Source organism: Nocardioides cremeus, from assembly GCF_030518195.1.
Lineage (GTDB): Bacteria > Actinomycetota > Actinomycetes > Propionibacteriales > Nocardioidaceae > Nocardioides > Nocardioides cremeus.
Genome location: NZ_JAULSC010000023.1, coordinates 46,006 through 65,412 on the forward strand (window position 1 = coordinate 46,006; position 19,407 = coordinate 65,412).

Annotated in this window: 19 protein-coding genes; 11 read left to right on the forward strand and 8 right to left on the reverse strand. The window is 75.6% G+C overall.

Going from position 1 to position 19,407, the window contains the following annotated elements; all coding sequences use genetic code 11:
• The first annotated feature begins 364 nt into the window (after window positions 1–364).
• Window positions 365–1,084, forward strand: coding sequence for a GntR family transcriptional regulator (locus QWJ41_RS18000; protein WP_302709838.1), 720 nt, complete (start codon window positions 365–367; stop codon window positions 1,082–1,084).
• Here the strand turns inward: QWJ41_RS18000 and QWJ41_RS18005 are convergent.
• The gene (locus tag QWJ41_RS18005) at window positions 1,050–1,421 is read right to left on the reverse strand and encodes a DUF8819 family protein (RefSeq protein WP_302709839.1); all 372 of its coding nucleotides are present in this window, start codon (window positions 1,419–1,421) and stop codon (window positions 1,050–1,052) included. The genes QWJ41_RS18000 and QWJ41_RS18005 overlap by 35 nt on opposite strands.
• 68 nt (window positions 1,422–1,489) lie before the next feature.
• On the opposite strand from QWJ41_RS18005, the gene QWJ41_RS18010 reads away from it, so the two are divergent.
• Complete coding sequence (locus tag QWJ41_RS18010) at window positions 1,490–1,756, forward strand: DUF4031 domain-containing protein (RefSeq protein WP_302709840.1); 267 nt, start codon at window positions 1,490–1,492, stop codon at window positions 1,754–1,756.
• 39 nt (window positions 1,757–1,795) lie between these two features.
• On the opposite strand, the gene QWJ41_RS18015 is transcribed toward QWJ41_RS18010, so the two are convergent.
• The gene (locus QWJ41_RS18015; RefSeq protein WP_302709841.1) at window positions 1,796–2,428 is read right to left on the reverse strand and encodes an HD domain-containing protein; all 633 of its coding nucleotides are present in this window, start codon (window positions 2,426–2,428) and stop codon (window positions 1,796–1,798) included.
• A 151-nt stretch (window positions 2,429–2,579) separates the two neighbouring features.
• Between QWJ41_RS18015 and QWJ41_RS18020 the strand changes: the two genes are divergently transcribed.
• Entirely contained in the window at window positions 2,580–2,954 is a 375-nt protein-coding gene (locus QWJ41_RS18020; RefSeq protein WP_302709842.1) for a nuclear transport factor 2 family protein, read from the forward strand.
• Between the two features lie 3 nt (window positions 2,955–2,957).
• Here QWJ41_RS18020 and QWJ41_RS18025 read toward each other — a convergent pair whose 3' ends face one another.
• Window positions 2,958–4,280, reverse strand: coding sequence for a carboxypeptidase-like regulatory domain-containing protein (locus QWJ41_RS18025; protein WP_302709843.1), 1,323 nt, complete (start codon window positions 4,278–4,280; stop codon window positions 2,958–2,960).
• 109 nt (window positions 4,281–4,389) lie between these two features.
• Between QWJ41_RS18025 and QWJ41_RS18030 the strand changes: the two genes are divergently transcribed.
• A complete protein-coding gene (locus QWJ41_RS18030; protein ID WP_302709844.1) occupies window positions 4,390–4,989 on the forward strand; it encodes a P-loop NTPase family protein in 600 nt (199 codons plus the stop codon).
• Here the strand turns inward: QWJ41_RS18030 and QWJ41_RS18035 are convergent.
• From QWJ41_RS18035 to QWJ41_RS18050, 4 genes are all read right to left on the reverse strand, one after another.
• Window positions 4,951–5,907 carry an oxygenase MpaB family protein gene (locus QWJ41_RS18035; RefSeq protein ID WP_302709845.1) on the reverse strand — a complete coding sequence of 319 codons (957 nt, stop codon included), beginning with the start codon at window positions 5,905–5,907 and terminating at the stop codon, window positions 4,951–4,953. The two genes, QWJ41_RS18030 and QWJ41_RS18035, sit on opposite strands and share 39 nt — an antisense overlap.
• A gap of 44 nt (window positions 5,908–5,951) precedes the next feature.
• Entirely contained in the window at window positions 5,952–7,151 is a 1,200-nt protein-coding gene (gene serA, locus QWJ41_RS18040; protein WP_302709846.1) for a phosphoglycerate dehydrogenase, read from the reverse strand.
• A 100-nt stretch (window positions 7,152–7,251) separates the two neighbouring features.
• The gene (locus tag QWJ41_RS18045) at window positions 7,252–8,901 is read right to left on the reverse strand and encodes a DNA repair helicase XPB (protein ID WP_302709847.1); all 1,650 of its coding nucleotides are present in this window, start codon (window positions 8,899–8,901) and stop codon (window positions 7,252–7,254) included.
• 61 nt (window positions 8,902–8,962) lie between these two features.
• Window positions 8,963–11,233, reverse strand: coding sequence for a helicase-associated domain-containing protein (locus QWJ41_RS18050; protein ID WP_302709848.1), 2,271 nt, complete (start codon window positions 11,231–11,233; stop codon window positions 8,963–8,965).
• A 57-nt stretch (window positions 11,234–11,290) separates the two neighbouring features.
• Between QWJ41_RS18050 and QWJ41_RS18055 the strand changes: the two genes are divergently transcribed.
• Genes QWJ41_RS18055 through QWJ41_RS18075 form a run of 5 tightly spaced genes read left to right on the forward strand, consistent with a single transcriptional unit; the run spans window position 11,291 to window position 15,188 of the window.
• On the forward strand, window positions 11,291–12,109 hold the full coding sequence (locus QWJ41_RS18055) for a PP2C family protein-serine/threonine phosphatase (protein ID WP_302709849.1): 819 nt from the start codon (window positions 11,291–11,293) through the stop codon (window positions 12,107–12,109).
• The gene (locus tag QWJ41_RS18060; protein WP_302709850.1) at window positions 12,106–13,074 is read left to right on the forward strand and encodes an FHA domain-containing protein; all 969 of its coding nucleotides are present in this window, start codon (window positions 12,106–12,108) and stop codon (window positions 13,072–13,074) included. Before QWJ41_RS18055 ends, QWJ41_RS18060 begins: the two co-directional genes overlap by 4 nt.
• Before the next feature lie 5 nt (window positions 13,075–13,079).
• The gene (locus QWJ41_RS18065; protein WP_302709851.1) at window positions 13,080–14,123 is read left to right on the forward strand and encodes an RDD family protein; all 1,044 of its coding nucleotides are present in this window, start codon (window positions 13,080–13,082) and stop codon (window positions 14,121–14,123) included.
• 31 nt (window positions 14,124–14,154) lie between these two features.
• On the forward strand, window positions 14,155–14,739 hold the full coding sequence (locus tag QWJ41_RS18070; protein WP_302709852.1) for a histone deacetylase: 585 nt from the start codon (window positions 14,155–14,157) through the stop codon (window positions 14,737–14,739).
• An 11-nt stretch (window positions 14,740–14,750) separates the two neighbouring features.
• Window positions 14,751–15,188, forward strand: a complete 438-nt coding sequence (locus tag QWJ41_RS18075; protein WP_302709853.1) for an SRPBCC family protein — start codon at window positions 14,751–14,753, stop codon at window positions 15,186–15,188.
• Here QWJ41_RS18075 and QWJ41_RS18080 read toward each other — a convergent pair.
• The gene (locus QWJ41_RS18080; RefSeq protein ID WP_302709854.1) at window positions 15,178–17,364 is read right to left on the reverse strand and encodes a S8 family serine peptidase; all 2,187 of its coding nucleotides are present in this window, start codon (window positions 17,362–17,364) and stop codon (window positions 15,178–15,180) included. The genes QWJ41_RS18075 and QWJ41_RS18080 overlap by 11 nt on opposite strands.
• A 168-nt stretch (window positions 17,365–17,532) precedes the next feature.
• On the opposite strand from QWJ41_RS18080, the gene larE reads away from it, so the two are divergent.
• A complete protein-coding gene (gene larE, locus QWJ41_RS18085; RefSeq protein ID WP_302709856.1) occupies window positions 17,533–19,032 on the forward strand; it encodes an ATP-dependent sacrificial sulfur transferase LarE in 1,500 nt (499 codons plus the stop codon).
• Window positions 19,029–19,407 (forward strand): M50 family metallopeptidase (locus QWJ41_RS18090; RefSeq protein WP_302709857.1); only part of this gene is annotated, 379 nt, incomplete at its 3' end. The genes larE and QWJ41_RS18090, both read left to right, overlap by 4 nt.

A 19,407-nucleotide genomic window follows, 5' to 3' on the forward strand; every position in this document is an offset into this window, starting at 1 on the left:
CGCTGCTCGACCTACGACAGGGCCGCACCGTTGGTCGAGCAGCGAGGGCCGGAGGCTCGAGCGACGCCGAGACCCCGCAACCACTCGGCGTACGGCGGGTGCGTCACTCACCGGGTCTCGGCGACGCTCCTCGCTGGCGCTCGTCGCTGCTCGACCTACGACAGGGCCGCACCGTTGCTCGAGCGTCCGTCGGGACCCCGTGGGCCCGGGGCGTGCGGCGGGTGCGTCACTCACCGGGTCTCGGCGACGCTCCTCGCTGGCGCTCGTCGCTGCTCGACCAACGACGAGGTGTGCGGCGTGTCGTCGGGGTCAAATGCCGCCAAAGTCCGGACGAGCGGGCCTCGGCCTGTCTAGTCTGCGAGACGTGGACGACGTGATGGCTCCCCCGGGACGTGCGCTCAAGCACGTGCAGGTGCGCGAGTACGTGCGCACCCTGGTGGGCGGCAGCTCACCCGGTTCGCCGGCTCCCTCCGAGCGCGAGCTGGTGCAGCGCTTCGGGGTGGCGCGGATGACCGTGCGCCAGGCGATGGACGCGCTGGTCGTGGAGGGGCTGCTGGAGCGGATCCCCGGGCGCGGCACCTTCGTGGCCCGCCCCCGGCGCACCGCCAGCAAGATCACCGGCTACACCGAGGAGATGACCCGCCGCGGGCTGCTGGCGGAGTCGCAGACCCTGCTGGCCCGCCGCGAGCAGGCCGGCCCCGGTGTGGCCCGCGCGCTCTCGCTGACCGAGGGTGACGCCGTGATCCACTGGCGCCGGCTGCGCCGCGCCGACGGCGTGCCGATGTGCCTCGAGGACGCCTACCTCAACGAGGTGCTGCTGCCCGGCTTCCTGCAGCAGGGGATGCCGACCAGCCTCTACGACTCCCTCGACGCCCGCGGCCTGCGCCCGACCTGGGCCGAGGACTCCATCACCGCCGACAAGGCGACCGCCGAGGAGGCCGGCCTGCTCGAGGTCGAGCCGTTCAGCGTGGTGCTGCGCCACTCGCGCAGGGCCCTGTGCGACGACAAGGTCGTCGAGGTCTCGCGCACGGTCTACCGCGCCGACCGGTTCACGCTGTGGGTCCAGCTGGGCCAGGACTGCTGAGGGTCCCCAACGACGCGACCGGCGTCCCGGACTCCTCGCAGACCCACGTCGGGTCGGGCCCCCCGAGGTCGGGGTGGATGTAGAGGGCGTGCTCCGGCGCGTCACCGCAGCCCAGGCACAGCGGCCAGCGACCCACCTGCTCGAGCAGCGCGTCCTGCACGTCCTGGGCCACGAGGCCGGCGATGTAGACGACCCCCTCGGGCCACTGCTCGGCCCACCAGGTGCGCGAGGAGACGGCGTCCTCGAGGGCCGAGACGGCGCCGGGGGTGGCGTGGCCGCGGGCCTGGAGGTCGGCCAGCACCCGGGCCCGGGCATCGAAGATCAGGGTGTCGTCCACGTGCCCATTGTCCCCCTGGGGCAAGTCGCGCCCGCGCGGGCCGTGCGGCCGGCTCGTAGGCTGCGTGCGTGGGCATCCTCATCGACCCGCCCAACGCGGCCGGGCACGGTCGGCTGTGGTCGCACGTGGCCAGCGACACCTCCTACGACGAGCTGCACGCCTTCGCCCGCAGGCTGGGCATCCCCGAGCGCGGCTTCGACCGCGACCACTACGACGTGCCCTCCGAGTGGTACGCCGAGGTGGTCGCCGCCGGCGCCGCGCCGGTCAGCAGCCGCGAGCTGGTGGCCCGCCTCGTCGCCGCGGGGCTGCGCCGCCGCAAGCGCGACCCGGCCTGAATCGCGCGCTGACCCGGCCCGGACCTGCGCCAGGAGACCTCAGGAGACCTGGCGGCCCGGGACCTCGTCGACACCCAGACGCGCGAGCTCGGCCTCGAGGTTGGCCCGGGCGGGCGCCTCCCAGTGCTCGCGCGCGTAGGCGGTGTGGAAGAGCGTCCGCTTCTCGGCCAGGCCCACCAGCACCTGGGCGCGTCCCTGGGCGAAGGTGGCGTCGTCGAGGTGGGCGAACTCCCGGCGCACCGCGGCGACGTACTCGTCGTAGCGCTCGCGCGGGGCGGCGAGGATCGCCAGGTCGGCGTCGGAGAGCAGGCAGCCGGAGGGGTCGTCGTCGTCGGGGGTGTGGGTCTCGGTGAGACGCACGAGGCGCACGACCTCCTCGACCAGGTCGGGCTCGACCCGCCCGGTGAGCGCGTCCTCGGCCCAGGCCGCCGAACGCTCCTCGGCATCGCGCTCGCCGTCGTAGACCGCGTCGTGGAACCAGGCGGCCAGCACGACGGGCAGGTGCCGCACGACCGCGCCGTGCTCACCGATCTCGTCGAGGCGGGTCAGCACCTCGACCAGGTGCTGCACGTCGTGGTAGCCGCGCTGGGGCGAGGCGTAGGCCGCCACCAGCTCCTCACGCAGGTCGTCGGCGTCGGTCAGCGGCCACCAGGGCCGGGGGTCGTGGAGCATGCGACAGACGGTTCCTCGGTCGGCGGGTGGTGGTCCTGGCAGGACCTGTCACGACCATTCAAACGTGCCCGGCCCTCGGCACGCTACTCTCGCGGCACACCGCCAGAACTGGAACGTGTTCTGGTCCGACGACGACGTACGAGGAGTGGACGTGGCAGCGAGCAACGAACGGATCCGTGAGGTCGTGGAGTCCTACGTGTCCCTGGTCGCCGAGGGCACGGCCGCCGAGATCGTGGCCCTCTTCGCCGAGGGCGCCACCGTCGAGGACCCGGTCGGCTCGGCGGTGCGCACCACCCGCGAGGAGATCGCCGAGTTCTACGGCACCCTCGAGGGGCTGAAGCAGGAGACCCGGCTCGTGGAGTGCCGCATCGCCGGTGGGGAGGCGGCCTTCCACTTCGAGGTCCGCACCATCACCGACGGCGCCACCTTCACCCTCGCGCCCTTCGACGTGATGAGCTTCGACGACGAGGGCCGGATCACGAGCATGCGGGCCTTCTGGTCCGACACCGACATGACGGTGTCCTGAGCGCTACGAGCCGCAGGCCTTCGTGTCCTGCTCGGAGGCCGGCTGCTGGGGGAGGGCCAGGTCGAGCACGGTGCTGCGCCCCGCGGTCACCGAGAAGGCCTCCGTGGTGAGCCGCTCGAACTTGCAGTAGTACGTGCTGTGCAGGTACGGCTGGTTGCCGTGCGGCTCGATCACGACCCGGACCCCGTCCTGGGTGTCGATCGAGCCGGTGATCTCGAACTCCCCGTGGTTGTCGGTGACGTCCTGGCCCAGCAGCGTCCCGGCCCCCGAGTAGGCCAGCACGTCGACGTTCTCCAGGAGCTCCTCGGGGTTCTCCTCGTCCACGACCCAGCCCAGGATCGTGGCGCCCCGCTCGGTCCAGGTGAAGCTGCTGGCCAGGTCGTCCTTGCCGGAGCGGACCCGGGCGCCCTTGATGGCGCCGCTCTGCGGCAGGAACCCGTCCACCCCCGGCGCCACCATCCGGTACCCACCGGGGAAGAGGCCCGAGAAGATCGCCTCGCCGCCGCGGGCCTTGACGGTCCAGAACTGCCCGGTCGCCTTGCTGACCGCGGTGACGAAGACGGTCTGCCTGACCCGCCCGTCCTTCGTGCCCAGGTCGACCAGGAGGCGGCCGGCCCGGGTGCCGAGGGTGATCGCGGTGTTGCGGACCTGGCCCGACGCCATCTTGGCCAGGTAGGTCGAGCGCCCGACGTACTGCTTCCTGCGGTCGTAGGTGAACAGCGAGTAGCTGCCGGCGGGAAGTCCGCCGAGCGCGAACCGGCCGCGCTTGTCGGCCTTGACCCGGTAGGACTGCTCGGAGGCGTTGGCGGCGACCACCTCGGCACCACCAGCGACCTTGCCGCCCGCGCGCACGGTGCCGGTGATCGCGGCTCCGCGCTGCATCCGCACGTTCTTCTGCACCGGCCTGCTGCCGACCTTGACCCTGATGTCGGTCGGGGCGTACTTCCTGACGTTGTAGGCCGGGCGCAGGTCGACGAACTGCAGGTAGTAGGTGCCCGGCTGCAGGCTCAACGAGTAGATGCCGCCCGTGACCTTGCGCTCGTCGAGGTAGGTCCAGTCCTTGGTGAACCACCGCACGCGGTACTTCACGCCCTTGTCGGCGGCCTTGATGCTGCCGCGGACCTTGGTGGCGCGTTCCGCGGTGGTCGGGGCGACCCGGGCCGCGTCGCGCGCCTCCTGCTCCGCCGCGGCCCGGCCGGGCTGCAGGGTCGGGTGCGGCTCGGCGGCCACCGCGGTGGCCGGTGCCAGCAGCAGCCCGGTGGTCACCACGGCGACGATCGCGGCGAGCAGGCCGCGCTGCGAGCGGCGCGGGAGGTGGTGCCCCATGACGTGTCCTCGGGTCGGGGGAGGTGGGTGCGACCACTGTCGCAGTCCCACCTCGGGGCAGGCTCAAGATCTCGCAAGGCTTCGCTCAAGATCCGCGTATCCTCCGCGGGTGCCCGCCCCCGACGCCCTCCGCCACCCCGCGACGGGCGGCCGACCCCGGCGGGTGCTGGTGGCCGGGCTCAGCGGCGCCGGCAAGACCACGCTGGCGCGCCGTCTCGCGACCGTCCTCGACCTCCCGCACACCGAGCTCGACGCGCTGCACCACGGACCCGGTTGGGTGCCGCGCCCGGAGTTCCTCGACGAGGTCGCCGCGCTTGCCGACTCACCGGCCTGGGTCACCGAGTGGCAGTACGGCACGGCCCGACCCGTGCTGGCGGCCCGCGCCGACCTGCTGGTCTGGCTCGACCAGCCCTACCCGGTCGTGCTGGCCCGCCTGGTGCGCCGCACGGTGCGCCGCCGCGTACGCCGCGAGGTGCTGTGGAACGGCAACGTCGAGGGGCCGTTGCGGGCGCTCCTGACCGATCCCGAGCACGTGGTGCGCTACCAGTGGACGCACCGGCACAAGTACCGCGACGACCTCGTGCCCCGGCTCCGTCGGGACCGTCCCGGGCTGCGCGTGGTGCGCCTGACCAGCGACCGCGAGGTCGAGCGGTGGCTGGCGGGCCTGGCCTCAGCCGCCAGCGGTGCCGGCGGTGACGCCGGTCGTTGACGCGGGCCCCTGGGCGCTCATCGCCCACCGGATCGTCCCGGTCGCCAGCGACCCGAGCGCCCGCACCACGGTGCGCTCCGAGACCGGCAGCCAGGGCAGCCGCAGCGGGCCGCGCGTCCAGCGCGGCATCAGCCCGACGGCGGCGGCGACCAGCACCAGGTACGGCGCCCGCGCCACCGCGGGCAGCGGCGGCCTGAGCAGCAGGAAGCGCACGGCCTCGCGTGCCTCGTGGCTGCCGCGCAGCTCGGGCCGGTAGGCGGCCAGGACCTCGCGCAGCTCGGCCTCGGTGCGCGGCGGGTCGACGGCGCCGAGCCGCTGCGCGACCTCGCCGGCCTGGGCGACGTACTCGTCGCGGCGGGCCTGGTCGAGGGGGTGGGCGCCGTAGGTCTGGTGGGCTAGCAGGAACGAGTCGACCTGGGCGGCGTGCACCCAGCCGAGCAGGTGCGGGTCGGAGGCGGCGTACGCCGTGCCGTCGGGCATGGTGCCGGTGATCCGCTCGTGGATGCGGCGCACCGCGTCGACCGCGGCCTGGGCGTCGTCGGCGTGGCCGAAGGTCGTCACTGCGAGGTAGGTGCTGGTGCTGGCCAGGCGGCCCCACATGTCGGTGCGGTAGTCGCTGTGCTCGGCGACCCCGCGCATCGCGGCGGGGTGCAGGGTCTGCATCAGCAGGGCCCGGATGCCGCCGACGAACATCGAGGCGTCGCCGTGCACCTGCGCGATCGCGCTGTCGGGCGCGAACCATCGGGGCCCGGGCCGGCCGTGGATGCGGTCGCGCTGGCGCGGTCCGTCGGGGCCGGCGACCCGGGCGAAGAGTGCGGAACCGAGTCGCTCACGCACCTCGCCCAGCGGGGCGCCGACCGCGGCCAGGGGCGCCCGCAGGCTCCGCCGCGGCGCCGGGGCGGTGTCGCTGCTGGTCATGCTCCGAGCCTACGGACCGGCCCCTCACCCCCGAGCCGGGTCGCTCAGACGTCCCAGGTGCGCACCCAGCGGCAGTGCTCGTTGGCGGCCAGCGCGGCGACGACCTCGGTGGGGATCGCCTCGGTCGAGTCGGTGACGACGTAGCCGAGCTCACCGGTGGTGGCCAGGTACTGGCCCACGACGTTGGCGCCGGCCTCGGCGATGAGCTGGTTGACCGCCGCCAGCACCCCGGGCACGTTGTCGTGCAGGTAGCCCAGCCGGTGCCCTGTCTGCAGCGCCGGGGCGCTCACGGTCGGCAGGTCCACCGACAGCTCGGTGCGGCCCTCGAGCGCGAAGCCGGCGAGCTTGTTGGCCACGAAGTAGCCGATCTCCTCCTGCGCCTCCTGCGTGGAGCCGCCCACGTGCGGGGTGAGGATCACGTTGTCGAGCCCGCGCAGCGGCGACTCGAACGGGTCGCCCTGGGCCTTGGGCTCGATGGGGAAGACGTCCATGGCGGCGCCGGCGATGTGGCCCGAGAGGATGTGCTCGCGCAGCGACTCGGTGTCGACCACCATCCCGCGCGCGGCGTTGATGAACAGCGAGCGAGGCTTCATCTTCGCGAACTGCTCGGCGCCGAAGAGCCCGGCGTTGCCGGGGCGTCCGTCGACGTGCAGCGAGACCACGTCGGCGCGTTCCAGGAGCTCGTCGAGAGTCTTCATCCGCTGCGCGTTGCCGTGGGCGAGCCGGTCGGCGGTGTCGAAGAAGATGACCCGCAGGCCCATCGCCTCGGCCAGGTTCGACAGCTGGGTGCCGATGTTGCCGTAGCCGACGATGCCCAGGGTGCGCCCGCGGATCTCGTGGCTGCCCTGCGCCGACTTGTCCCAGATGCCGGCGTGCATCTTCTCGGTCTTCTCGGCCAGCCGGCGCGCGAGCACGATGATCTCGCCGATGACGAGCTCGACGACGCTGCGGGTGTTGGAGAACGGTGCGTTGAAGACCGCGACCCCGCGCTCGGCGGCGCCGGGCAGGTCGACCTGGTTGGTGCCGATGCAGAAGCACCCCACCGCGAGCAGGTCGGGCGCGGCGTCGAGCACGCGGGCGGTCACGTTGGTGTTGGAGCGGATGCCGAGCAGGCTGACGCCCGGCAGGGCCGCGACCAGCTCGTCCTCGCTCATCGAGTGCGTGAGCAGCTCGACCTCGAAGCCGCGACCCTCGAGGATCTCGACGGCCAGGGGGTGGATGTTCTCCAGCAGCAGCGCCTTCACGGCCACCACCCTAGAGACCCCGGCGGCGTACGCCGACTCGCGGCGCTGGCGTGGACAGCCGGCGGGCCCACCGGCCGTCCGGTCGAGCGTCGGGTGCGGCTCAGGTCGTCAGGTCGGGGATGTCCTCGGCGTCGACGATCCGGTAGGCGTAGCCCTGCTCGGCCAGGAACCGCTGGCGGTTCTGGGCGAACTCGGCGTCGACGGTGTCGCGCGAGACGACGGTGTAGAAGCGGGCCACCTTGCCGTCGTGGCCCGGGCGCAGCAGGCGCCCGAGCCGCTGGGCCTCCTCCTGGCGCGAGCCGAACGAGCCGGAGACCTGGATGGCCACCTCGGCGTCGGGCAGGTCGATGGAGAAGTTGGCGACCTTCGAGACCACCAGCAGCCGCTCCTCGCCGGAGCGGAAGGCCTCGAAGAGCCGCTGGCGCTCCTTGACGCTGGTCTCGCCCTTGATGACGGGTGCCTCGAGGGCGGCGCCGAGCTCGTCGAGCTGCTCGATGTACTGCCCGATGACCAGGGTCGGCTGGTCGGCGTGGCGCTCGACCAGGTCGCGCACCACCTCGGTCTTGCGGTGGGTGCAGGAGGCGATGCGGTAGCGCTCCTCCGGCTCGGAGGTGGCGTAGACGAGGCGCTCGTCGTCAGGCAGCGTGACCCGCACCTCGACGCAGTCGGCCGGGGCGATCCAGCCCTGCGACTCGATGTCCTTCCAGGGCGCGTCGTAGCGCTTGGGCCCGATCAGCGAGAACACGTCGCCCTCGCGACCGTCCTCGCGCACCAGGGTGGCGGTCAGCCCGATCCGGCGCCGGGCCTGCAGGTCGGCGGTCATCCGGAAGATGGGCGCGGGCAGCAGGTGCACCTCGTCGTAGACGATCAGGCCCCAGTCGCGGGCGTCGAGCAGCTCGAGGTGGGGGTAGACGCCCTTCCGCTTCATGGTCAGCACCTGGTACGTCGCGATGGTCACCGGACGCACCTCCTTGACCGCGCCGCTGTACTCGCCGATCTCGTCCTCTGTCAGCGAGGTGCGGCGCACCAGCTCGTCCTTCCACTGCCGCGCGGAGACGGTGTTGGTGACGAGGATCAGGGTGGTGGCCTTGGCGTGCGCCATGGCCGAGGCGCCGACCAGGGTCTTGCCGGCGCCGCAGGGCAGCACCACGACCCCGGAGCCGCCGTGCCAGAACGACTCGGCGGCCTCGCGCTGGTAGTCGCGCAGCGTCCAGTCGCTCTCGTCGAGGTCGATGGGGTGCGCCTCGCCGTCGACGTAGCCGGCGTAGTCCTCGGCCGGCCAGCCGATCTTGAGCAGCGCCTGCTTGAGGTTGCCGCGCTCGGAGGCGTGCACCACGACGGTGTCGGGGTCGACGCGCTCGCCGAGCATGCCCTGCACCTTCTTGGCGCGCAGCACCTCCTCGAGCACCGGCCGGTCGGTGGTGGCCAGGGTGAGCCCGTGGGTGGGGTGCTTCTCGAGGCGCAGGCGCCCGTAACGGGCCATCGTCTCGGCGACGTCGACCAGCAGCGAGTGCGGCACGGCGTAGCGGCTGAACTCGAGGAGCGTGTCGACGACCTGCTCGGCGTCGTGGCCCGCGGCGCGCGCGTTCCACAGCCCCAGCGGGGTCAGGCGGTAGGTGTGGATGTGCTCGGGGGAGCGCTCCAGCTCGGCGAAGGGCGCGATCGCCTTGCGGCAGTCCTGCGCGCGCTCGTGGTCGATCTCGAGCAGGAGCGTCTTGTCCGACTGGACGATGAGGGGGCCGTCTGTCACCGGGCAAGCCTACGGGCGGCCCGGGCGCGGCCACGCCTCGTCGAGTGCCGGCCGGGCGCGCTCAGGGTGCGACGGGGGCGACCGAGGTGATGCGGTGCACCGCGAAGGAGCGCAGGTCGTCGGCGCGGTGGTCGTGGGCGGTGAGGGTGCCGCCCTCGACGCTGCGGGGGTCGACGACCCGCTCGGAGCGGGTGCCGTGGTTGTCGACGTAGCCGATCAGCACGCTGGCGCCGGTCTCGACGGCCTCGCGCAGCGCCGCCAGCGAGCCGGAGGGGCTCAGCGCCTGGCCGGCCCCGGTGGGGCGGCTCGAGGCGGCCCGGTCGCCGGCGCGCACCGCGGTGACCACCGCCGAGACGGTGGCGCTGCCGCGCGCGGCCCGCAGCCCCTCGGGGCGGCGGTCGCGCGGCGTACGGGCGCGCAGCTGGTCGGGGCGGGCCACGCGCACGGTGCCGTCGGGTCCCTCGACGACGGGGGCGGCGCCGAGCTCGCGCAGCCGCGGCAGCAGCACGTCGAGCGGGGTGGTGGAGACCAGCACGGTGGGCGCGATGCGGCGCAGGCCCAGCGAGGACGCCCGCGGGTGGTGCAGCACCTCGCTGAGCGCGGCCTCGTCGTCGGCGCGCAGGAAGGCCTCGGCGTGCCCGACCCGGATCGAGCCGAAGGTGCGGGCGGTGTCGTCGACGAGGTAGGTGAGCGGCTGGGGCACCGGCGTGCGCGAGACCGAGGAGATGAAGTCGTGCACCTCGAGGGCCGACCAGCCGGTGTCGAGAGCCCGGCGCACCGACGAGGAGCTGAACCGGTAGACCGTCGCCCCGCCGCGCGACTCGACGTCGGCCAGCAGCTGCAGCCGCTTGGCGAGCGTCGACTCCAGCGGTCCCGGGGCGACGGCGGTCAGGTCGGCCTGCAGCAGCACGTGGTCGACCGGCGCCGGCACCAGCGCGTCGAGCGCCGAGACACCCGCGGCGGTCTCGTCGCCGCCCACCAGCGCGCGGGCGTACGACGCCAGCCCGCCGAGCCCGCCGACCCCGAGCGCCTCGGCCTCGTTGAGGGCCCACGCGACCTGGTCGGCGCGGGTGCGGGGCCGGCGCGGGCGCAGCCAGGCGACCCGGGCCACCAGGGCGGGCAGACCGGTGCCGGAGGCCAGCACCTCGCCGGGCGGCAGCGCGGCCAGCTCGCGCAGGCTGAGCTGGCGGGTCTCGACCTGGTGCACCCCGGAGAGCTCGGGGGCCAGGGCGTTCCACGTCTTGCCGGCGGGGTCGCGGGTGCCCACGAGCCCGGGCAGCCGGTTGCTGTCCCACCAGGCGCGGGCCAGCACCCACCAGCGCTCGGCGGGCGAGCGGGTGCTCCACCGGTCGAGCTCGTCGGTCGGCAGCCAGGCGGCCTCGCCCTCGGCGGCGTGGCCGGTGGCCAGCAGGCCGGCGGCCGACGCGGTCTCGATGAGCAGCGCCGTCGTGGCCTCGTCGACGTGGAGCAGCACCGAGGCGGCCCGCAGGTCGCGCACGGCCAGCCCGCCGCTGCGCAGCGCCGCGGGAGGGTGGGTGCCCCAGTGGTCGAGCAGCAGCTCCACGCGGCGTACGGCCTCGAAGGCGGCGCCGGCGGCGACCTTGTCGACCATCGCCGCGGAGCGCTCGACCGTGGGCAGGGTGGGCACGTCGTCGACGCGGTCGGTGGTGGTGCGGCCGCCGCGCAGCACCAGCCCGACCTCGCCGGGCAGCACCACCGACCCGCCGCCGCGGGGCACCAGCAGCCGCCGGGCGAGCAGCTCCTCGGCGGGGGTGGCGGCCTCGGCGGGCGAGACGGTGTGGCGCGAGGTGCCGGTGGTGGCCTCGCCGCCGTGGTCGAGGACGTGCTCGAGCAGGGTGCGCGCCGGCGCCGAGAGCTCGTCGAGGCGCCGGGCCACCACCTCGGGCGCCATCGGCTCGGGCGAGCGGGTGCGCAGCCCGCTGACCCCGGCACCCGGCCCGCCGGCCAGGCCCTCGGCGACGCCGCTCAGTGCCCGGGGCCCGGTGGGGGAGTCCCACACGAGCGCGAGGTCGGTGAGGTGCTCGAGCGCCGCGGTGGTGGCGGCGGGGTCGGCGTGCACGATCGAGACGAGTTCGGCCCGAGTGGTTTGACCCGCGACGACGAGGGCATCAAGCACGCAGAGCTCGAGCCGGGTCAGCTGGTCGAGCGCACGCAGCAGCGAGGACCGGGTGGCGGCACGAGACGCCAGCTGGCCGGAGTCGTGAGGAGCCGGAGTGGCGAGATCGGGACGGGCCAGCAGCAACCGGGACAGCCGGGCGTCCGGCCAGCCGCGCAGCTGGTCGGCGAGCGTGCGGAACCCCTCGGCAGACATCCCTCCCACGCTAGCGGCACCGGGCCAGGGGACGGCACACGACGCCGTGGTCGACTGATGCGCGTCGAGCTGCGGCACGGCGCCGCGACCGACGTCGGGCGCGTGCGTGAGGTCAACGAGGACGCCTTCCTGGCGGCCCCGCCGGTCTTCGCCGTCGCCGACGGCATGGGCGGCCACGACGGCGGCGACGTCGCCAGCGCGATCGTCGTCGAGGAGCTCGCCCGGCTCGCCGAGGAGGGCTACGACCCCCGGCGCGGCGCGGAGGCCGTGGCCGCGACGCTCGAGACCTGCCGGCGCCGCATCGAGGAGTACGGCGCCGGGCAGCGCGCCGACGGGCAGCCCGGCTTCTCGGCCGGCACCACCGCCGTCGTGGCGATGCTCGTCGAGGACGACGACGAGCCCCGCTGGCTGCTGGCCAACCTCGGAGACTCGCGTGCCTACCGCTTCGACGGCGGCCGCCTCGAGCAGGTCAGCACCGACCACTCGGTGGTCCAGGAGCTCGTCGACGCCGGCGCCATCACTCCCGACGCCGCCGCCCGACACCCCGAGCGCCACGTGATCACCCGCGCGCTCGGCACCACCGGCAGCTCCGAGGCCGACTACTTCCTGCTGCCGCTGCCCGACGCCGAGCGGCTGGTGCTGTGCAGCGACGGGGTGAGCGGGATGATCGAGGACGACGAGCTGGCCGGCATCCTCGCCGCCACCGCCGACCCGCGCGAGGCCGCCGACGCCGTGCTGGCCGCGGCACTGGCCGCTGGCGGGCACGACAACGCGACCGTCGTCGTGGTCGACGTGGTCGGCCCGGCGTCCGAGCGCCCCGACGACCCCGGGCGCCGGCGACCGGGCACGGAGCGGGAGCCGGGAGAGCCGGCGTGACCTCCGCCGGGCGTGCGGTGGTCCCGCCGCGCGGCTACCTGCCCGGCGACTGGTACGTCGTCCTGGGCGCGCGCGTGGTCGTGGCCGTGCCGGGCTCCGAGCAGGAGCGGGCGGCGCGGGCGTGGTCGCTGGTCGACGCGGGCGCCGACGCCGACGAGGTGCTCGACGCGGTGCTGGTGGGCGGCCTCAGCAGCCTGCCCGGCCTGGCCCTGGTCAGCGAGCACGACGACGCCACCACCCGGGTGCTGCTGCGGGGCGACGCGCGGTGGACGGGGGACGACAGCGCCTCCGGCGCCGACGTGACGACCTGGCACGAGCTGCGGGCGCGCGACGTCACCTCGTGGCGCCTCGAGCTGGGCGGTGGGGTGAGCCCGCGGGGCTCCCACGCCGCTGTTGCCGGGGAGGCGGGACTGCGGGTCTCGGCGGGGCTGGTGCGGGCCGCGTGCGTGCTGCACGGCGTGCCCGCGGCGTCCGCACCCGGGCGCCGCGCCGAGCCCGCACCCGAGCCCGACGACCACGACGGGATGACCCGGGGCGGGGACTGGGGGCAGGAGTTCCGGCGCCATCCGCTGGGCATCCCCGGCCAGCCGCAGGCACCCGGCGTCACGCCCACGCCGGTGGCGCGGCTGGTCGTCTCGCACGGGGAGGAGGTGGAGGTCGACCGGGTCGTCCTGGTCGGACGGGCGCCCGAGGCACGCCGCTTCACCTCCACCGAGCAGCCCCGCCTCCTCACCGTCCCCAGCCCGCAGCAGGAGATCTCCTCCACCCACCTCGAGGTGCGCCCGGGCTCGGGGGCCGACCACGGCAGCGCGGTGGCGACCGACCTCGGCTCGACCAACGGCACCGTGCTGGTGCAGCCCGGCCTGCCGCCGGAGCCGCTGCAGCCGGGCATCGCGGTGCAGCTGGTCCCCGGGGCCCTCCTCGACCTCGGCGACGGGGTCAGCATCCAGGTCGCGAGGGGCTGAGCGCCGTGGTCGCCCCCGTCGCGCCACCCGTCCCGTCCGCGCCCCCGCTGGTCGCTGACCTGCCTCCCGCCGACCTCGAGCGCCGCTACTACGCCCACGTCGTCGACCGCGGCCTCGCCTGGGCGTCGTACGCCGCCGTCGCGGGGCTGGCCGGGTGGCTGCTCGACGGCCCGGTGGCGGTGCTGCTCGTCGTGCTGGGCTGGGTCCTGGTCGTCCAGGTGGGCCTGGCGGTGCTGCTCGGCCTGCGCGGGATGAGCCCGGGCAAGGCGCTGCTGGGCCTGCGTGCGGTCTCCGAGCGCACCGGCGACCCGGTCGGGGTCGGGCCGGCCCTGCTGCGCGGCCTCGTGGTCGGCCTCTCCGGGCCGCCGACGCTGCTGCTGGGGGCCGCGATGCTCGCCTGGACCAGCGCGGTCGACCGCGCACGGCGCCGCCGTGGCTGGCACGACCACCTCGCCGGCACGCTCGTCGTCGACCTGCGTCCGGCCCCGGAGCACGTCGAGGCCGACGAGGTCCGGCCCCGCGGTATCGTCAACCTCACCGCGATGCGCCTGGTGCCGCCGCCTTCGCGACCCGCGACCACCCCGCCGCCGTCCGCCCCGCCGTCCGCCGCGCCCGCCGCCGCGCCCGGCGGGCCACCGCCCACGGCCCGTCCGCCGGGAGCACGCCGGCGGGCCGTGCCCACCGACGCCCCGCCCGCCTCCTCGTCGCCGGCCGCGACCGGCTGGGTCGTCGAGCTCGACTCCGGGGAGCGGATCAGCATCGAGGGCCTGGCCCTGCTCGGCCGGGCACCGGTGGCGCGGGCCGGTGACCGGGCGCGCCACCTCGTGCCGCTGCGCTCGCAGGACATGTCGGTCTCCAAGACCCACGCCCAGCTCGAGGTCGCGCCCGACGGCGCGCTCGTGGTGATGGACCGCGGCTCCACCAACGGGTCCGTGGTGGTGCGCGCCGGGGTCGCCCGCGAGCTGGCCGCCGGCCGCCCGGTGACCCTCCTCGACGGCGACGTCGTGCGCCTGGGCGACCGCGCCCTGCGGGTGGGCCGCGCCCGCTGAGCACCGCGGCCTCGTTAGGCTGGAGTGCCTGATGACCCATGTCTGGTACGTCGCCTACGGCTCCAACCTCAGCCTCGACCGCCTCTCCTGCTATGTCGCGGGCGGCTGTCCGCCCGGCGGGACCCGCGCCCACCCGGGCGCCCGCGACCGCACCCTGCCGGCCCGCAGCATCCCGGTCGAGCTGCCCGGCACCACCTACTTCGCGGGGCGCTCCGCGCAGTGGGGCGGCGGGGTCGCGTTCTACGACCACGCGACCCCGGGGCGCACCGCGGCCCGTGGCTACCTGGTCAGCGCGGGCCAGTTCGCCGACATCGCCGCGCAGGAGATGCACCGCGACCCGCGCACGGACGACCCGCTCGAGCAGCTCGTGCTGGCCCCGCTGGCCGAGGGCCGCCACGAGGTCGGGCCAGGGGGCTACGAGACCGTCGTCGACGTCGGGCGGCACGACGGGGCACCGATGTTGACCTTCACCGCGCCCCACGGGGCGGCCACCGCCGAGCGCTCCCGGCCCTCGGCGGCGTACCTGGCCACCATGGCGCGCGGGCTGGGCGAGGCGCACGGCTGGGACGACCAGGTCGCCCACGAGTACCTGGCGGGATTGCAAAATCTGGCCTAAGTTCCACCGTCATGGCCTTCGCGCACACCGAGACCGCCTCGACCTCCGCCTCGCCGGGGCACGTCTGGGCGCTGTGGTCCGACACCTCGACCTGGCCGCTGTGGGACCCCGCGGTCGAGCGGGTGGTGCTCGACGGGCCGTTCCGCCTCGGCACCACCGGCACCATGAGCCTGGCCGGCGGGGTGCGCGCGCCGTTCACGCTCGTCGCGGTCAGCCCCGACGCCCGCTACTGCGACGAGCTGGTCCTCGGCGAGCTGCAGGTCCGCATCGACCACCGCGTCGAGGCAGCCGGTTCGGGCGCGACGATCACCGTGGAGACCACGGTCACCGGCCCCGGCGCCGACGACGTCGGGCCGATGGTCGTGGCCCAGGCACCGCAGGCGCTGCGGTCGTTGGTCGAGATGGCCGAGGCACGCGTCGTCGAGGGCGACCAGCGCGTCAGCGGGTGAGCTGCACCGGCACCCGGGTGCGGGTGCCGTTGCCCCCGCGCCACAGCACGACACCGTCGTCACTGGTGCGGGTGCCGCCCGCGACCTGCACCGTGTAGGTCGCCGACTCGCCCGGGCCCAGGCGCAGCGCCGCCGGCGTGACGGAGACGTCGTGCGCCTCGAAGCCGGAGGTCGAGGAGGAGAAGTAGCGCGCCTTGCTGCCGGTGTTGGTGACGGTGCGCGTGGTCGTCGAGCGCCCGCCGCTCAGCAGCACCGAGGGCAGGTTGAGCGGCTCGTCGGCGCTCAGGGCGCCCTCGAGCCAGTCGCGGTAGGCGCCCGGCGCCTGGTCGTGGACCAGTCCCGGTCGCAGGGCGCGCACGCCCCGCACCCGGCCCGACCCGGCGGCCAGGGCCGAGGCGCCGGGCACGGCGTCGGCGGTGCCGACCAGCGCCGAGCGCACCCAGGTGGCGCTCCAGCCGCGACGCGCGAGGAGCCGGGCGGCGGTGCCGCTGGTCCAGGCGGTGGCCGCCGAGGTGCCGGTCTGGGTGTCCCAGCGACGCCCGACCGCGCCGGCGGGCGCGGCGCCCACCAGCCCCGAGCCGGGGGCGACCAGGTCGGGCTTGAGCACCGGGCCGGCGGGGTCGCCGGTGGCCGAGAAGCCCAGCACCTGCAGGTCGCGCGAGCGGGCACCCTGCGGCACCAGCCGCGCCTTCGCGCCCGGGTGCTCGCGCGCCCAGCGGCGTACGACGCCCGCGTCGGTGGCGCCCAGGTGCACGGTCGCGACGCTGTGGAAGTCGGCGTCGACGGAGTCGGGGCCGCTGTTGAGCAGGATCATGCCGACGCCGTCGGCGCGCTGGACGGCCGCGGACTTGTCGGTGCGGCCCACGCCGCCGCGCTCGCAGAGCACGATGCGGTCGCCGACCACGGCGGCGTCGAGGCTGCCGGGCGTGCACAGCGAGGCCTGCTGGCGGGTGGCGCCGGAGGCTGCCGCGTCGGCGCCCCGCACCAGGCGGGCCGGCCCGACGGCCTGGCCGGCGAGCATCGCGCCGTCGACGCGGGGGCCGTCGGTGCCCAGGCGCACGCGGCCCTCGCGGGCGGTGCCGGTGCTGGCGCCCACCGTGGTGACCCACGGTGAGGGGTGGGCGGCGGTGCCGTCGGAGCGCTCGCCGGCCGCGGCCACCACGACCGTGCCGGCCTCGGCGGCGCCGAGCAGCGCGGTCTCGACCGTGTCGAGTCGGGGCGGCCCGCCGACGGAGAGGTTGAGGATGTCGACGCCGTCGCTGGTGGCCCGGTCGATCGCGGCGACCAGGTCGGCGGTGGCGCAGCCGTCGTCGGCCGGGTCGGGGGCGCTCCAGCACGCCTTGTAGACGGCGATGCGTGCCTGCGGGGCGACCCCGGCGTAGCGGCCCAGGTCCTCGTCGCCCACGCGCACGGCCACCTCGGCGTTGCCGGCCGCGATCGAGGCCATGGCGGTGCCGTGGCCGGCGTCGTCGCGCGGGGACATGGACGAGGCGGCGCGCACCGCGTCGGCGCCGAAGCCCTCGACGAACCAGTCGCCGGCCACGACCTTGCCGTTGCAGGTGGCCGGGCCCCAGTCGTCGGCGTCGGCGCAGACGCCGCCGAAGCCGACGGGGGCCGGCCCGAGGCCGGGCACCGAGGAGAAGACCGGGCCGTCGGGGTCGAGGCCGGTGTCGACGAGACCGATGACCACGCCCTGCCCGCCGCGGGTGCGTGCAGAGGGGCTGAGACCCGCCGCGCTCGCCTCGGCGTCGTCGGCCGCGGCCAGCGGTCGCACGCTGTTGGTCTCGACCATGGCCACGCCCGGCGTCGCCCCCAGTCGGGTGGCCTGGTCGGGGGTCAGCTCGACCGCGACCCCGTTGAGGGCGGTGGTCCAGCGGTAGACCGGCTCGGGCGCCTCCACCGACTCCAGCACCCGCTCCTGGCGGGTCCGCATCCGCAGCTGCTGCAGCTCCCGGTCGACCTGCGAGGGCGTGCCGGCGGTGCCCGGGCCCTCCAGCGTCACCAGGTAGAGCTCGGCGCCACGACCCCCGGGACCCCCGGGACCGTCGGCGCCCGGCACGGCCAGGCCGGGCGAGGCCACCCCGAGGAGCCCCGCCGCGCCGGCCGCCAGCGCGCAGCCGACCGCGAGCACGCGGCGTACGCCGGGGTGCGCGGGGCGGGTGCGGGGCTCGGACACGGGTGCTCCAGGGGTCGGGCGGTGGGTGTGGGCTCGAGGCGGCGGCCGGTCCGGTGACCGGCATCAGGGCCGAGCCACCCATTGTGACCGACGAGGCGGTCCGACGACAGCCGAACGCCAGGGTTGTGGACGACGAGGCCACCAGTCGCGTCGTCTACCCTCGGGGCCGTGCCCGTCCCGAGCCCTCCCACGGCCCCGTCGGCCCCCGGCCTGGCGGTGGGCTTCGACCTGGACATGACGCTGATCGACTCGCGTCCCGGCATCGCCGCGGTGCTGGTGGCGCTCGCCGCCGAGCTGGACGTCACGCTGCCCGTCGAGGAGATGACCCGACGGCTCGGCCCGCCGCTCGACCTGATGCTCGAGCCGCACCTGGCCCGCGACGCCGTCGGCCCCGCGGTCGACCGGTTCCGCGAGCTCTACCCCGAGCTGGCCGTCACCGGCGCGCTCGCCCTGCCCGGTGCCGCGCAGGCGCTGGCGGCCGTGCGTGCCCATGCCGGTCGCGTCGTGGTGGTCACCGGCAAGCACACCCCCAACGCCCGCCTGCACGTGGACCACCTGGCGCTCGACGTCGACCTCGTGGAGGGCCGGGTGTGGGGCGTCGGCAAGGCCGAGGTGCTGCGCCGCGAGGGCGTCTCGGTCTACGTCGGCGACCACGTGCACGACGTCGAGGGCGCCCTGGCCGCCGGGGCGACGAGCGTGTCGGTGCTCAGCGGCGGGGCCACCCGCGAGGAGCTCCTGGCCGCCGGCACCCACGTCGTGCTCGACGACCTGGCCCAGTTCGCGCCCTGGCTCGACGAGCACCTGCTCGAGCAGCGCACCGCAGCCCTCGAGGCCGACCTGCGCGCCCGCGGGTCGCTGCTCGTGGCCTACAGCGGGGGCGCCGACTCCGCGCTGCTGCTCGCCGCCGCCGTGCGGGTGCTCGGCGCCGACCGCGTCGCGGCCGCCACCGGCTACTCCCACTCGCTGCCGCAGGCCGAGCGCGACCCCGCCCGCGAGCTCGCCCGCTCGCTGGGGGTGCGGGTGCTGACCCCACTCACCCACGAGATGGAGCGCCCCGGCTACCGCGCCAACCAGGGCGACCGCTGCTTCTTCTGCAAGGCCGAGCTCCTCGACACGCTGGTGCCGCTGGCGGCCGAGCACGGGCTGGCGCACGTGGCCACCGGCACCAACGCCGACGACGTGGTGGCCGGCTTCCGGCCCGGCATCCGCGCCGCCGCCGAGCGCGGGGCACTGACCCCGCTCGCCGACGCGGGCCTGACCAAGGCCCAGGTGCGCGAGGTCTCCCGGCGCTGGGGCCTGCCGACCTGGGACAAGCCGGCCGCGGCCTGCCTGTCCTCCCGGGTCGCCTACGGCATCGAGGTCACCCCCCACCGGCTGGCCCGCGTCGAGCGCGCCGAGAGCGCGGTGCGCGAGGTGCTCGCGGACGCCGGTGTGGCGGTGCGCGACCTGCGGGTGCGCGACCTGGGCGGGGCACGCGACGCCGCCCGCGCCAGCGTCGAGGTCGACGCCGCGCTGCTCGGCGGACCGCTCGCCCAGGGCCGGGCGCTGGTCGACGAGGTGTGCGCCGCGGTGCGTCGTACGGGCTTCGCGACGGCCGAGCTCTCGCGCCGGGGCTTCCGCTCCGGGTCGATGAACGAGCTGCTCGCCGAGCCCGAGCGGTGGCGGTGAGCCCCGGCGAGGTGGCCGAGCGCCTCTGGGACGAGGTGACCTCGCGCCAGCCGCTGCCCGACGCCTCGCTGGTGCTGCTCTCGGGCGCCGTGGCGCTCGCGCTGGTCTGGTGGCCCACGACCTGGCCGCTGGTGCGGCTGGGGGTCACCGTGGTCCACGAGGCGGGCCACGCCGTCGTCGCGGTGCTCGTGGGGCGCCGGCTGCAGGGCATCCGGCTGCACTCCGACACCTCCGGGGTCACCCTCTCGCGCGGACGGCCGCGCGGTCCCGGCATGGTCGCGATGCTGGCCGCCGGCTACCTCGCGCCCGCCGTCGTGGGGCTCGGTGCGGCGCTCCTGCTCGCCGACGGACGCGGCCTGGCGCTGCTGTGGCTGC